Origin of the sequence: Loktanella sp. 3ANDIMAR09, assembly GCF_001420005.1 — a bacterium.
Classification (GTDB): domain Bacteria; phylum Pseudomonadota; class Alphaproteobacteria; order Rhodobacterales; family Rhodobacteraceae; genus Loktanella.
Genome location: NZ_LJAK01000003.1, coordinates 257,881 through 271,568 on the forward strand (window position 1 = coordinate 257,881; position 13,688 = coordinate 271,568).

The 13,688-nt window shown below is 63.8% G+C and carries 11 protein-coding genes; 9 read left to right on the plus strand and 2 right to left on the minus strand.

Annotated elements, in window-relative coordinates:
* The 9 genes from AN189_RS06545 (at window position 1) to folD (ending at window position 10,576) form a co-directional block, all read left to right on the plus strand.
* The gene (locus tag AN189_RS06545) at window positions 1–1,152 is read left to right on the plus strand and encodes a hypothetical protein (protein WP_056032877.1); all 1,152 of its coding nucleotides are present in this window, start codon (window positions 1–3) and stop codon (window positions 1,150–1,152) included.
* Window positions 1,153–1,287: 135 nt separating this feature from the next.
* Window positions 1,288–2,586, plus strand: coding sequence for a Tol-Pal system beta propeller repeat protein TolB (gene tolB / locus AN189_RS06550; RefSeq protein ID WP_056033280.1), 1,299 nt, complete (start codon window positions 1,288–1,290; stop codon window positions 2,584–2,586).
* 65 nt (window positions 2,587–2,651) lie between these two features.
* Window positions 2,652–3,170 carry a peptidoglycan-associated lipoprotein Pal gene (gene pal / locus AN189_RS06555; RefSeq protein WP_056032879.1) on the plus strand — a complete coding sequence of 173 codons (519 nt, stop codon included), beginning with the start codon at window positions 2,652–2,654 and terminating at the stop codon, window positions 3,168–3,170.
* Complete coding sequence (locus AN189_RS06560; RefSeq protein ID WP_157057406.1) at window positions 3,170–3,976, plus strand: tetratricopeptide repeat protein; 807 nt, start codon at window positions 3,170–3,172, stop codon at window positions 3,974–3,976. The genes pal and AN189_RS06560 overlap by 1 nt, the downstream gene beginning before the upstream one ends.
* Window positions 3,967–5,211 (plus strand): tRNA lysidine(34) synthetase TilS, encoded by a 1,245-nt coding sequence (gene tilS, locus AN189_RS06565; protein WP_083484283.1) that lies wholly within the window; start codon window positions 3,967–3,969, stop codon window positions 5,209–5,211. Before AN189_RS06560 ends, tilS begins: the two co-directional genes overlap by 10 nt.
* 82 nt (window positions 5,212–5,293) lie before the next feature.
* Window positions 5,294–7,204: an ATP-dependent zinc metalloprotease FtsH gene (ftsH, locus tag AN189_RS06570; protein ID WP_056032882.1), complete on the plus strand. Its 1,911-nt coding sequence runs from the start codon at window positions 5,294–5,296 to the stop codon at window positions 7,202–7,204.
* Between the two features lie 66 nt (window positions 7,205–7,270).
* The gene (locus AN189_RS06575) at window positions 7,271–7,852 is read left to right on the plus strand and encodes an MOSC domain-containing protein (RefSeq protein ID WP_056032886.1); all 582 of its coding nucleotides are present in this window, start codon (window positions 7,271–7,273) and stop codon (window positions 7,850–7,852) included.
* Between the two features lie 96 nt (window positions 7,853–7,948).
* Complete coding sequence (locus AN189_RS06580; RefSeq protein ID WP_056032888.1) at window positions 7,949–9,625, plus strand: formate--tetrahydrofolate ligase; 1,677 nt, start codon at window positions 7,949–7,951, stop codon at window positions 9,623–9,625.
* 72 nt (window positions 9,626–9,697) lie between these two features.
* Entirely contained in the window at window positions 9,698–10,576 is an 879-nt protein-coding gene (gene folD / locus AN189_RS06585; protein ID WP_056032891.1) for a bifunctional methylenetetrahydrofolate dehydrogenase/methenyltetrahydrofolate cyclohydrolase FolD, read from the plus strand.
* Here the strand turns inward: folD and pdeM are convergent.
* Both pdeM and AN189_RS06595 read right to left on the minus strand, forming a co-directional pair.
* Entirely contained in the window at window positions 10,521–11,216 is a 696-nt protein-coding gene (gene pdeM / locus AN189_RS06590) for a ligase-associated DNA damage response endonuclease PdeM (RefSeq protein ID WP_056032894.1), read from the minus strand. The genes folD and pdeM overlap by 56 nt on opposite strands.
* A gap of 38 nt (window positions 11,217–11,254) precedes the next feature.
* Window positions 11,255–13,654 carry a ligase-associated DNA damage response DEXH box helicase gene (locus AN189_RS06595; protein WP_056032897.1) on the minus strand — a complete coding sequence of 800 codons (2,400 nt, stop codon included), beginning with the start codon at window positions 13,652–13,654 and terminating at the stop codon, window positions 11,255–11,257.
* Window positions 13,655–13,688 lie beyond the last annotated feature (34 nt).

Sequence of the window (13,688 nt, forward strand, 5' to 3'; positions counted from 1 at the left end):
ATGCAATGGACGCCCGGCAGCACGGTTTCGGCGGTGGGACACACGGCTCTCTTGATCTGGTTGATCGGGGGCTGGGGGTTTCAGGCTGACCCCATGCCGTTCGAGGTGTCGGACGTGTCCATCGTGACCTCCGAGGAATATGCGGCCATCGTCAGCGCGACGACGCCGAACCCCAGTGACGTGGCCCCGGATGCGCCCGTGGCACCGCCCGTCGAACAGACCCCGGATACGCCGTCCCCGGATGAGGTGCCGCCACCACCGCCGCCGCCGCCGCCGCCAGAGCCACCCGTGGCCGAGGCCCCGCCGCCGCCCGCACCCGATGCGCTGCCAGTGCCGCCCGAAACGCAGGCACCCGTCGCAACCGGCCCGGTCCAGGACGAGGTGGTCGCCGCGCCGAACCTGAATGACGCACCACGCGCGATCCCGCGTCCGTCCACCCGTGTCATGGCCCAGCCCGTTGCCCCGCCGCCGCCTGATGCGACCCCGGACGAGGTCGTGCGCCAGCAGGTCGCGCCCGAGGCCGCCCCCGATGCCCCGGTGGTCGAAGAAGCACAGGAAGAAACCGCGCCCGAAGAAGCGGTGACCGAAATCGTGACCGAGGCGGAAACACCCACAGGCCGCGTGACCGAGGCACCACGCCCGCCGCAACGCCCCAATCGCCCGACGCCCGCGCCCGAGGTCGAGCCCGAGGTGGAGGTCGCCGCGGAAACCCCGGCCCCCGCGCCGGAACCCGAACCCGATCCGGCCCCCCAGACGGACGAGGACGCGATTGCCGCGGCCCTTGCCGCGGCCGCCGCGGTGTCGGCCCCGGAACCGGATCTGGCACCCGGCCCGCCGATGACCGGTGCCGAACAAGAGGGTTTTCGCGTAGCGGTCAACGCCTGCTGGAACGTCGATCCCGGCTCTCAGGCGGCGATGGTGACGATGACGGTGGCATTCGATCTCGACCAATCTGGCCGTGTCACGGGTGACGTGCGGCAGGTCGGCGCGATGGGTGGCGACGCCAGTGCAACGGAAATCGCATTTCAGGCGGCCCGCCGCGCGATCCTGCGTTGTCAGGGGCAGGACGGCTATGATCTGCCTGCGGAAAAATACGACCAGTGGCGGGAGGTGGAAATCACCTTTGACCCGTCGGGAATGCGGTTGCGGTAGGCGGGAAATCGCCAAGTCGTGATGGCGGTGATACGGTTGCGCTGTTAACCTGCGCAGAATGACGCAAAAGGGCGAAAAACGCCCGTGGTTGAGGGATTGGGTATGACATTGAAGGCAGTTGTGATCGCAGGGCTGATGGCCATTGCATCAATCGGGCAGACCTTGCCGGCGCTGGCGCAATCCGGCCCGCTGCGGTTGACCATCACCGACGGCGTGATCGAACCGCTGCCCTTTGCGGTGCCGACTTTCACCGCCGAGACACCGGGCGCAGAGGCGCTTGCCGCCGATATCAGCGGGCTGGTCGCGCAGGACCTGACCGGCACGGGGCTGTTTCGCGAAATCCCCGCCAGCGCCTATATCAGCCAGCTGGGTCCCTTTGGCACGCCGCCTGCATACCCCGACTGGCGCGCGATCAACGCACAGGCCGTCATCGCCGGGGCCGTTGCGGTCAACGGATCGCAGCTGACGGTGAAATTCCGTCTCTATGACATCTTTACCGGTGCCGAACTGGGACAGGGCCTGCAATTTGCCGGCACGACCCAGGGCTGGCGCCGCATGGCGCACAAGGTCGCCGATGCTGCCTATTCCCGCATCACGGGCGAGTCCGGCTATTTCGACAGCCGCGTCGTTTTCGTAAGCGAGGCAGGCCCCAAGGACAACCGCCTGAAACGTCTTGCGATCATGGATTACGACGGGGCGAACGTGCAGTTTCTGACCGACAGTTCGTCGCTGGTGCTGGCCCCCCGGTTTTCGCCCAACGGTGACCGTGTCCTCTATACCAGCTACGAATCGGGCTTTCCCCGGATCAACATTCTCGACGTGGGTTCTGTTTCGCAGCGACAATTGCCGACGGCCCCCGGCGAAATGGCATTCAGCCCCCGGTTTTCGCGTGACGGCAGCCGGGTGATCTACAGTCTTGCGAATGGCGGCAATACTGATCTGTATATCGGTGACATCGGCAGCGGGGCCTCGACCCGCCTGACCAGCGCACCGTCGATCGAAACCGCCCCCAGCTTCAGCCCCGACGGCAGCCAGATCGTGTTCGAGAGCGACCGGTCCGGTGGCAGCCAACTGTACATCATGTCCGCAAACGGTGGCGAACCGCGCCGCATCAGCTTTGGCGACGGGCGCTATGGCACACCTGTCTGGTCGCCACGTGGTGATCTCGTGGCCTTTACCAAGCAGAACGCAGGCCGGTTCCACATCGGCGTGATGCGCACCGACGGATCAGAGGAACGTCTGCTGACCTCCAGTTTCCTCGACGAGGGGCCGACCTGGTCCCCGAATGGTCGCGTGCTGATGTTCACCCGCGAAACACAGGGCGCATCAGGCACCAGCCAGCTGTATTCGGTGGATATTTCCGGGCGAAACCTGAAACCCGTACCGTTGCAGGGCGGGGCATCAGACCCAGCCTGGGGCCCGCTGCAACCGTGATTCCCAAATACGCTGTCGCGTGATACCCTGCGACCAAAGAGCGGTTCAAAAAGGACATTGAAACAATGCACATCTTGACAAAAGTGGCCCTGATCGGCCTTGCGCTGGCGACATCTGCCTGCACGCGCCCGGACCGTTTCGGCGGGATGGACCCGTTGACGGGCAGTGGCGTGGATGCCAATGCCGCAGGCACCGCGACCGGGGCCTCTGACCCGCGCAGCCCCGAATTCTTTCAGCAGACCATCGGGGACCGCGTGCTGTTCGTCGTCGACTCCAGTTCATTGACCCCGCAGGGCATTGCCACGCTGGACGGGCAGGCCGGCTGGTTGCAGACCAACGCAGACTACCTCGCCATCATCGAAGGTCACGCCGACGAACAGGGCACACGCGAATACAACCTCGCATTGGGCGCGCGCCGCGCCAATGCGGTGCGCGAATACCTGATCTCGCGCGGGGTTTCGGCCAACCGCCTGCGGACCGTCAGCTATGGCAAGGAACGCCCGGTCGAGGTCTGCTCGAACGAGGCATGTTATGCCCAGAACCGCCGTGCTGTGACTGTCATCTCGATCGGACAGCTCAGCTGATGCGGGCGCTGGCGTTTGTCCTCGCACTCGCCGCGGGTCCGGCGTTGGCGCAGGACGCGACCCTTGCCGACATCCGGCAGCAGTTGACCGTGCTTTACGGTGACATCGAGGCGCTGCGCGGTGAATTGTCGGCCAGCGGTGCGCTGTCGACCGGCGTGACCGGCAGCACTCCGCTTGATCGTCTGAACGCGATCGAGGCCGAGTTGCAGCGCCTCACTTCCAAGACCGAAGAGCTGGAATTCCGGGTCAACCGGATCACCGTGGACGGCACCAACCGTGTCGGTGATCTGGAATTCCGACTGTGCGAACTTGAACCGGCCTGTGACATCGCGCTGCTGGGCAATACGCCGTCACTGGGCGGCGTGGATTCGGCGGCGAATGTGCCGGTGCCTGCCGCACCCGTGGCGCAGGGCCCCGATCTTGCGCTGGGTGAACAGCAGGATTTCGAGGCCGCGCAACAGGCGCTGGCTGCGGGTGATTTTCAGGTGGCCGTTGATCGGCTGGCCGCCTTTGGTGCTACCTATCCCGGGTCACCGCTTGAGGTGCAGGCCAACATCGCACTGGGCCAGGCGCAGGCAGGGCTGGGACAGAACGGCGACGCGGCACGCGCCTATCTGGCGGCGTTTTCCGCAGAACCAGAGGGACCATTTGCACCCGAGGCGCTGTTCCGGCTGGGGCGTGCGCTGGGTGACGTGGGACAGATCCCCGATGCCTGCGTGACGCTGGCAGAGGTCGGCGTGCGGTTCCCCAACAGCACCTATGTCGCCGAAGCGAACAGCGCACGCGGCCTGCTGGGATGCACCTGACAGGTCTGCCCGACCGCTTTGCCGGTGAAATGGGGCATTTGCTGGGACCTGATTTCCCGGATGCCATCGGCGTTGCCGTGTCAGGCGGTGGCGACAGCATGGCGCTGTTGCATCTGACGGCCGGTTGGGCGCGAATCTATGGTGTGGCGATGTCGGTCGTCACGGTCGATCACGGCCTGCGCGATGCCAGCGCATCAGAGGCCGCAATGGTCGCTGAGGAATGCGCAGGGCTTGGCGTTGCGCACGACACCTTGCAGTGGAAATGGGACGGAAACGGCAACCTGCAGGATGCGGCCCGCAACGGCCGCCGGGCGCTGATCGGTGCCTGGGCGGAGGGCCGCCCGGTCCTGTTGGGGCATACCCGCGACGATCAGGCCGAAACGCTGCTGATGCGGCTCGCACGTGGATCAGGCGTCGACGGTCTCGCGGCGATGGCGGGGCTGCGTTGCGCGGGGGGCTGGCAGATCGTGCGACCGATGCTGCCCATGGGGCGTGACGAGTTGCGCCACTATCTCAGGGTTTTGAACATTCCCTTTGTCGATGATCCAACCAATGACGATGCGACCTATGCGCGGGTCCGCATGCGACAGCTGATCGGGCAAGAGGGACTGGATACGGTGCGGTTGGCCGATACGGCGCAGGCCATGGCGCGCGCGCGCGTGGCCTTGGCCGCGCGTGCGCATGATGCCGCAACCGCGATGATGCACCCGACGACGCAGGGATGCATTGCACTGGACCGCGACGGCCTGACCCGGATCGAGGCTGAAACGCAGTTGCGCATTCTGGCCGGTGCCATTGGCGCGGTGACGGGTGCCGTCTATCGGCCAAGGCTCTCTGCCCTGACACAGACTCTGGACAGGGTGCTGGCTGGCGGCACAACGACACTTCAAGGCGCAATCCTTGTGCCCAAGGGGGGGCACCTGTTCATCGCGCGCGAACATCAGGCCGTCGCGGATCATCAGGTGTCTGTCCAGAGTGGTGAATTGTGGGACGGGCGCTGGATGCCCGTCGGGCAGGACCTGTCAGGTGCTGTGCTGCGTGCGCTGGGGGCGGACGGATTGCAGCAGATCACGGTGCGGCCTGAGGACGCGGCCCCCCGCGCCTGCCTGCTGGGCCTGCCGTCGATCTGGGCTGATGATCGCCTTATCGCTTGTCCTGCCTTGAATTTCGGCACGGATGCCTGGCTCGAAGACCAGTTGCGCGGAAGTTTTCCGCAATCCCTCCTTGTGCATTGAAGATAAGCGCAGAACCTCTATTTTAGGTCCATCGCGACGCCGTCCCGCGCGTCGCACCATTCGCCGTCGGAGGAGCCTCGTTTTGGGCAACGCACGTAATATCGTATTTTGGGTCGTTCTGTTCCTGCTGGTCCTGACGCTGTTCAACCTGTTCAGCAACCCGGCAACCAGCGCCAGCAACACCAAGAGCTATTCCGAATTCGTCAGCGCCGTTGAAAACGACGCGGTCGCCAGTGTCACGCTGGATGGCGAACAGGTTCGCTATCGCGGAACCGACGGGCGCGACTATGTCACGATCCGTCCCGGCGACGCCGAAGTGACCAACCTGCTTATCGCGCAGGACATTCCCGTCACCGCGCAAAGCCAGGAACAATCCGGCCTGCAATCGTTCCTGATCGGTCTGCTGCCCTTCGTGCTGCTGATCGGCGTCTGGGTCTATTTCATGAACCGGATGCAGGGCGGCGGCAAAGGCGGGGCGATGGGCTTTGGCAAATCCAAGGCCAAGCTGCTGACCGAAAAGCATGGCCGCGTCACCTTTGACGAGGTCGCCGGCATCGACGAAGCCAAGGACGAGCTGGAAGAGATCGTCGAATTCCTGCGCAATCCACAGAAATTCAGCCGGCTCGGTGGTAAAATCCCCAAGGGTGCGCTGCTTGTCGGCCCTCCGGGCACCGGTAAGACGTTGCTGGCGCGTGCCATCGCAGGCGAGGCAGGGGTGCCGTTCTTCACGATCTCGGGTTCTGATTTCGTCGAAATGTTTGTCGGTGTGGGTGCATCCCGTGTCCGCGACATGTTCGAGCAGGCGAAAAAGAACGCGCCCTGCATCGTGTTCATCGACGAAATCGATGCCGTGGGCCGGTCCCGTGGCGCAGGTTACGGCGGCGGGAACGACGAACGCGAACAGACGCTGAACCAGCTGCTGGTCGAAATGGACGGTTTCGAGGCGAACGAGGGTATCATCATCATCGCCGCCACCAACCGTCCCGACGTGCTGGACCCCGCGCTGCTGCGCCCCGGTCGTTTCGACCGTCAGGTGCAGGTGCCGAACCCGGACATCAAAGGCCGCGAGAAAATCCTTGGCGTGCATGCGCGCAAGGTGCCGCTGGGCCCCGATGTCGATCTGCGCATCATCGCGCGCGGCACGCCCGGTTTCTCTGGTGCGGACCTTGCAAACCTCGTGAACGAAAGCGCGCTGATGGCTGCGCGTGTCGGTCGCCGTTTTGTCACCATGACGGATTTCGAATCCGCCAAGGACAAGGTGATGATGGGGTCGGAACGTCGGTCCATGGTCATGACCGAGGACGAGAAAAAGCTGACCGCCTACCACGAGGCCGGCCACGCCATCGTCGGGTTGAACGTGCCGCAGCATGATCCCATCCACAAGGCAACAATCATCCCGCGCGGTCGTGCGCTGGGTCTGGTGCTGTCCCTGCCGGAACGCGACCAGCTGAGCGTCAGCTGGACAAAATACACCTCGAAAATCGCGATGGCGATGGGTGGCCGCGTTGCCGAAGAGCTGGTCTTTGGCAAGGAAAACGTCACCTCTGGTGCCGCGTCGGACATCCAGCAGGTGTCGAAAATCGCACGCGCCATGGTCACGCAGTTTGGCTACGCCGAAGAGTTGGGTTTCGTGGATTACGCCAACGAACAGTCCAGCTATCTGGGCAACTATGGCGGTGGCACCAACCATTCTGCCGACACGCAAAAGATCATTGACGACAAGGTCAAGGAGCTGGTGCAGGTCGGTTATGAAACGGCCAAGCGTATCCTGACCGAAAAGCGTGACGATCTGGAACGTCTGGCGCAGGGTCTATTGGAATACGAAACCCTGACCGGCAACGAGATCACGCGCGTCATCGCAGGTGAAACGCTGAACCGTGGCGAAGATCTGGATGACACGCCCCCATCGGGTGGCAATGCGATCCCCTCGGTGCCCAAGATCAAGAAAAAGCCAAGCGGTGACAGCGGTATGGAACCAGAACCCACCGCATAATCCGCAAGATTCAAGAGGCCCCGCGCGGATCGTGCGGGGCCTTTTTCTATGGGGCAGGGGAATAAGATGCCGCAACTGGTCAAAACAGAACATACGGGGCGGATCGTCTGGATGGGGCGGGTGCCGCACCGTGATCGGGCCGAGATCGCAGGCCAGCCTGTCACGACGATGGATCTGGATTTTTCAGGTGCCGCCGGCGAGGTACACGCCGGTTTGACCCGGCCCAGCTGCGTGCGCGTGACGACGCAGTATCCCAAGGGCACCGAAATCCGCAACGTACGGCAGGTCTCTATCGTCAGTGCCGAGGAACTTGGGATGATTGCGGATGATTTGGGGCTGGAGCAGGTCGATCCGGCCTGGCTGGGCGCATCGCTTGTCATCGAGGGGATCGCCGATTTCAGCCATATCCCGCCTTCAGCCCGCCTTCAGTCTCAAGACGGGACGACACTGACCGTCGATATGCAGAATGCCCCGTGTACGCTGGTGGCCAAAACCATCGAAGAGGCGCGCCCTGGCCACGGCAAGGGTTTCAAGGCCGCCGCAAAAGGGCGGCGCGGCGTGACCGCATGGGTCGAACGCCCGGGCCGTCTGGCCTTGGGCGATGTGATCACGCTCCATGTCCCGAACCAGCGGGCATGGCGACCCTGAACCGACGCTTTTTCCGGTCGATCGGTCGGAAAATGGGCGATTTCGATACGCGGCGCGCCTAGGCTGATGCGAATGCAGCTCAGTAAAAGGCCCGCCATGACCGATATGTCCGACATTGCCATCGCCCGCGCCGCACGGAAATTGCCCATCCAGCAGATTGGCGCAAAACTGGGGATCGGCCCGGACGATCTGCTGCCCTATGGCCATGACAAGGCAAAGGTTGGCCAGGCCTTTATCGACAGCGTTCAGGACAGACCCGATGGCAAACTGATCCTTGTCACCGCGATCAACCCGACCCCCGCAGGCGAGGGCAAGACGACGACGACCGTGGGGCTGGGCGACGGCCTGTGTGCCATCGGCAAACAGGCCGCGATCTGCATCCGCGAGGCGTCATTGGGCCCCTGTTTCGGGATGAAGGGTGGTGCCGCAGGTGGCGGCTATGCGCAGGTTATCCCGATGGAGGACATGAACCTGCATTTCACGGGGGATTTTCACGCCATCACCAGTGCCCACAACCTGTTGGCGGCAATGATCGACAACCACATCTACTGGGGCAATGCGCTGGATATCGACATCCGCCGTATCGTCTGGCGCAGGGTGCTGGACATGAACGACCGGGCGCTGCGGCAGGTCAACGTGTCGCTGGGCGGTGTGTCGAACGGGTTTCCGCGCGAAACCGGGTTCGACATCACCGTCGCGTCCGAGGTCATGGCGATCCTGTGCCTGGCGCGCAATCTGGACGATCTGCAACAACGTCTGGGCGACATCATCGTGGCCTATACCCGCGACCGCACCCCCATCACCTGCCGCCAGATCAAGGCGGATGGTGCAATGACGGTGCTGCTGCGCGACGCGATGCAGCCGAATCTGGTGCAGACCCTCGAAAACAACCCGGCCTTTGTGCACGGTGGGCCTTTTGCCAATATCGCACATGGCTGCAACTCTGTGACAGCGACCACGACCGCGCTCAAACTTGCGGATTATGTCGTGACTGAGGCCGGTTTCGGGGCCGATCTGGGGGCGGAAAAGTTTCTGAACATCAAGTGCCGCAAGGCCGGGTTGTCGCCCGCAGTCGTGGTATTGGTCGCCACGGTGCGCGCCATGAAAATGAACGGCGGTGTCGCCAAGGGGGATCTGAGTCTTGAAAATGTCACCGCCGTGCAGGCGGGCTGCGCGAACCTTGGCCAGCATATCGCCAATGTGCAGGGTTTCGGGGTGCCGGTCGTGGTGGCGATCAACCATTTCAGCGGCGACACGCAGACCGAAATCGACGCGGTCACGGCCTATGTCGCGGACCAGGGATCAGAGGCGATCCTGTGTCGCCACTGGGCCAAAGGGTCAGCTGGAACGCGCGATCTGGCCACCCGCGTCGCCGCTATCGCGGATGCGGGGACGGCGCATTTCCAGATGCTCTATCCCGACGAGATGCCGCTGCTGGACAAGATCGAGACAATCGCCACCCGCATCTACCGCGCCGATGGCATTGCAGCGGATGCCAGGATCCGTGCGCAGCTGACCCAATGGGAGGCGCAGGGGTTCGGCCACCTGCCGATCTGCATGGCAAAAACACAATATTCGTTCAGCACGGACCCCGACCTGCGCGGCGCACCACGTGGACACACTGTCCCCATCCGCGAAGTGCGCCTGTCCGCCGGGGCTGGTTTCATCGTTGCGATCTGCGGCGATATCATGACCATGCCCGGCCTGCCGCGCGTTCCCGCGGCTGAATCCATCGGATTGAACGCCAGAGGCGAAATCGAGGGTTTGTTCTGACGCCGTCCGGCGCTATTGCCCCCGTAAAGGGGGCAAGGCGCCCCGCCCACCGTCCCAAGCAGAGGTGATGACATGACGGCGACCGTGATTGATGGAAAGGCATTTGCCGCAAAGGTGCGCGCAAAGGTCGGCACCCATGTGGCGCGACTGAAAGATGAACATGGGATCACCCCCGGCCTCGCGGTGGTGCTGGTCGGTGAAGACCCTGCCAGTCAGGTCTACGTCAAGATGAAGGGCAAGATGACCAAGGAGGTCGGCATGCTGTCGCTGGAATACCGCCTGAATGCGGATGCAGCCCAGGACGACGTGTTGCGACTGGTCGCCGATCTGAACGCCAACCCAGAGGTGCACGGTATCCTCGTGCAGTTGCCGCTGCCAAAACACATGGAAGAAGCCAAGGTGCTGGCCGCGATCGACCCTGCCAAGGATGTCGACGGCTTTCACATCTCGAATGTCGGTCTGCTGGCCACCGGGCAAAAGGCGATGATCCCCTGCACGCCGCTGGGGTGCCTCATGATGCTGCGGGACCATCACGGTGATCTGTCGGGGATGAATGCCGTGGTCATTGGCCGGTCCAACATCGTGGGCAAGCCGATGGCCCAACTGCTGTTGGGCGACAGCTGCACCGTGACCGTCGCCCATTCGCGGACCCGCGATCTGGCCGAGGTGGTGCGCCGCGCTGATATCGTCGTGGCCGCCGTCGGACGGCCAAAGATGGTGGGCGCGGATTGGATCAAACCGGGGGCCACCGTCATCGACGTGGGCATCAACCGCACGGACGACGGTCTGGTCGGTGACGTGGATTATGCGCCCGTGGCAGAGGTCGCAGGTGCCATCACGCCCGTGCCCGGTGGTGTAGGCCCCATGACCATCGCCTGCCTGCTTGCCAACACGGTTACGGCCTGCTGCCGCGCAAACGACCTGGCGGAACCGGACGGGTTGACGGCATAACGGGCACGGCAATCGCACGCCTGCCCGTCAGCACCGCGCAGGGTCGATCAAACAGCGCTGCCAACACGGGATCGGTCGCACGCAGACCGCCCGTGTAGGCCCCAAAGGCCGGCAGGATCAGCCGGTTGCGGTCGAACAGGAAACAGGGGCGCGCGGACCCCGCGCCGGGGATCGCGTATTTCGGATGATAGTGGCCGGACACCTCGCCCGGCTGTGCCGTGGCGATGTGGCGAAAGACCAACGGACCGCAGTGATAGGCGGCCAGATGCGTGCCACCGAATTCCACCGGGCCGGGGTCATGATTGCCTTCGATCCAGATCCACTGGCGGCCCGCCTGCATCGCCGTCAGACTGCCCGCATCCTCGGCTGACAGGGTCTCTGCCGCAAGCAGGTCATCGAAACTGTCACCCAGGCAAACCACCGTCGCGGGATCACAGGCGGTGATGTCAGCGGTCAGACGCGCAAGCGTCTCGCGCGTCTCATAGGGGGGGAGCATCTGGCCAGACCGACGCGCCACCCGGTCGGATTTGCACAGGTGCAGGTCCGACACGCACAACAGACGCTGATCCGGCCACCACAGCGCACCCGATGGCAGCGCGTGCAGCGTTGTGTCGCAAAAGCTGAAGGCGTAGGCGTTCATGGTCCGTTCCTGCCGCGCTTTGTCAGGCGATGCAAGCGCTAGAGATCGGCAAGCCCGGCGTCCCTCATCAGCTGTGCGGCGGTGTCTTCCATCAAACGTTCGGCCCCCGCGCCCTTGATCGGGATGCGGCCCATTTCCAGCAGCATGGGTGCCGCCAGCGGGGTCGGGCGGTTCAGCGTGACGTGATCGACACGGCCTGCGGTACGCGTCAGCATTTCCTCGATCCGGCCAAAATCCACGAGGCCGCGCAGCGCCTCTTCGCGGGTGATCTGCAACATCAGATGGTCGGGGTCGTATTTTGCGAGCGTGTCATACAGGATGTCCGACGAAAACGTGGCCTGCCGCCCTGATTTGCGTGCCTGCGGCAGATTGCGCTGGATCAGCCCCGCAATGGTGGCCGAGGCGCGAAAGGTGCGTTTCATCACCGCATTGCCGCCCAGCCAGTCGTTGAACCCGTCCAGCATCGCATCGCGGTCGAACAGCGGCGCGGGATCGGTCACGGGGTTCAGGCCCCAAACCAGCGTGGCGTAGTCGGTCGCGACAAACCCCAGAGGATCGAGACCTTCTTCTTCCATCCGTTTGGTCAGCAGCAGACCCAGCGTTTGTTGCGCGTTGCGCCCGGCAAAGCCGTAGAAACAGGTATGTGCGCGATCGTTGTGTGGAAAGGATTCGACCAGAATGCGATCGGCCTCGGGCAGTTTGGACACCCGACGCTGCATGTGCAGCCAGTCGGACGTATGGCCGGGCAGTTGCGGCCAGTCCTCCTGCTGGAACATGCGCAGCACGCGCTGCGACAATTGCGTGGATGTCGCAAATTTGGTGCCCATGAAGGTGGCGATCTTGGGCGGTTTGTCGGCGCGACGCGTCACCTCGACACTGACTTCGCGCAGGCCCTCGTACCGGACGATTTCGCCGCCGATCAGGAATGTATCGCCCTTGGTCAGCTGTGCTGCAAAGGCTTCTTCGACTTCGCCCAATGGTTTGAACCCACCCTTCAGCCGCACCTTGAGCCGGTCGGCATCCTGAATGGTGCCGATGTTCATGCGGATATCGCGGGCCGCACGCGGGTCGCGCAGATACCACAACCCGTCGCGCAGAAGCAGCCGTTTCCAGCGGTCGTAGGCGCGCAGGGCGTAGCCACCAGTGGCGCAGAAATCGAGGCAATCATCGAATTCCGCCCGTGTCAGACTGGCGAATGCGCCGACCGTTTGCACTTCGGCAAACAGGGCATCGGCATCGAACGGCCCCGCACAGGCGCGGATCAGAATGTGCTGGCACAGAACGTCGCGCGGACCCGCCCCCTTGGGGTCGCCGTCCAGATCATGCGCGCGTGCGGCCTCGAGGGCGGCCACACATTCCACGACCTCGAACCGGTTCGCGGGCACCAGCAGCGCCTTTGACGGAGCATTATAGCGGTGGTTGGCACGTCCGATGCGCTGGATCAGGCGTTTGACGTTTTTCGGCGCACCAATCTGGATCACCAGATCGACGTCACCCCAGTCGATCCCCAGATCCAGACTGCCCGTGCAGACAATCGCTCGCAAATCACCGCGCACCATCGCGGATTCGACCTTTTCCCGCTGGGCACGGTCAAGACTGCCGTGGTGGATGCCGATGGGCAAATCGGTGTCATTTGCCAGCCAGAGGTTGTGAAAAAACAGCTCTGCCTGCGCGCGGGTGTTGTGGAAAATCAGTGTCGTCTTGTGTTGTTTGACCTGTTCCAGCACCGCCGGAATCGCATGGCGGGCGTTGCCGCCGGACCAAGGCGGACGTTCCTGGGTCACCAGCATCGCGATATCGGGGTCGGGGCCGGGATCGGCATAGAGGATTTCGCAAGGATCGGGATGACAGGCCAGACCATGGGCGATGGCGGCAGGGTCCTCGACCGTGGCGGACAGGCCGACGCGGCGCAGGTTCGGGCACATCGCCTGCAGGCGCGACAGCGCCAGCATCAGCTGATCGCCCCGTTTGGATTCCGCCAATGCATGAATTTCGTCCACGACAATGCGTTGCAGCCCCGCGAACATGCGCGGCGCGTCCTCGTAGGATGTCAGCAGGGCCAGGCTTTCCGGTGTGGTCAGCAGGATGTGCGGCGGGTCGGCACGCTGGCGTTTCTTGGCGGTGGCGGTCGTGTCGCCCGTGCGGTCCTCGACCCGGATCGGCAGGCCCATCTCATCAATCGGGGTGCGCAGGTTGCGTTTGATATCCGCGGCCAGCGCCTTCAACGGCGAGACATACAGTGTATGCAACCCGTCGTGTTCGCCGTCCGCCAGTTCCGCCAATGTGGGCAGAAACCCCGCCAGAGTCTTGCCGCCGCCAGTCGGCGCGATCAGCAGCAGCGACGCGGCATCGGCGCGGTCCAGCATATCCTGCTGGTGCGGGTGCACGGACCAGCCGCGCGCTGCAAACCAATCATGAAAGACAGGGGGGAGGTTCATCCCCCCTAGGTGTAGCGCAGGCGGCCCGTCGTCA

What these genes read in the sequence shown, in the direction of transcription:
- AN189_RS06545 (WP_056032877.1), top strand. Translation starts at nt 1, where the DNA reads ATGCAATGGACGCCCGGCAGCACGGTTTCGGCGGTGGGACACACGGCT.
- tolB (WP_056033280.1), top strand. Translation starts at nt 1,288, where the DNA reads ATGGCCATTGCATCAATCGGGCAGACCTTGCCGGCGCTGGCGCAATCC.
- pal (WP_056032879.1), top strand. Translation starts at nt 2,652, where the DNA reads ATGCACATCTTGACAAAAGTGGCCCTGATCGGCCTTGCGCTGGCGACA.
- AN189_RS06560 (WP_157057406.1), top strand. Translation starts at nt 3,170, where the DNA reads ATGCGGGCGCTGGCGTTTGTCCTCGCACTCGCCGCGGGTCCGGCGTTG.
- tilS (WP_083484283.1), top strand. Translation starts at nt 3,967, where the DNA reads ATGCACCTGACAGGTCTGCCCGACCGCTTTGCCGGTGAAATGGGGCAT.
- AN189_RS06575 (WP_056032886.1), top strand. Translation starts at nt 7,271, where the DNA reads ATGCCGCAACTGGTCAAAACAGAACATACGGGGCGGATCGTCTGGATG.
- AN189_RS06580 (WP_056032888.1), top strand. Translation starts at nt 7,949, where the DNA reads ATGACCGATATGTCCGACATTGCCATCGCCCGCGCCGCACGGAAATTG.
- folD (WP_056032891.1), top strand. Translation starts at nt 9,698, where the DNA reads ATGACGGCGACCGTGATTGATGGAAAGGCATTTGCCGCAAAGGTGCGC.
- pdeM (WP_056032894.1), bottom strand. Translation starts at nt 11,216, where the DNA reads ATGAACGCCTACGCCTTCAGCTTTTGCGACACAACGCTGCACGCGCTG.
- AN189_RS06595 (WP_056032897.1), bottom strand. Translation starts at nt 13,654, where the DNA reads ATGAACCTCCCCCCTGTCTTTCATGATTGGTTTGCAGCGCGCGGCTGG.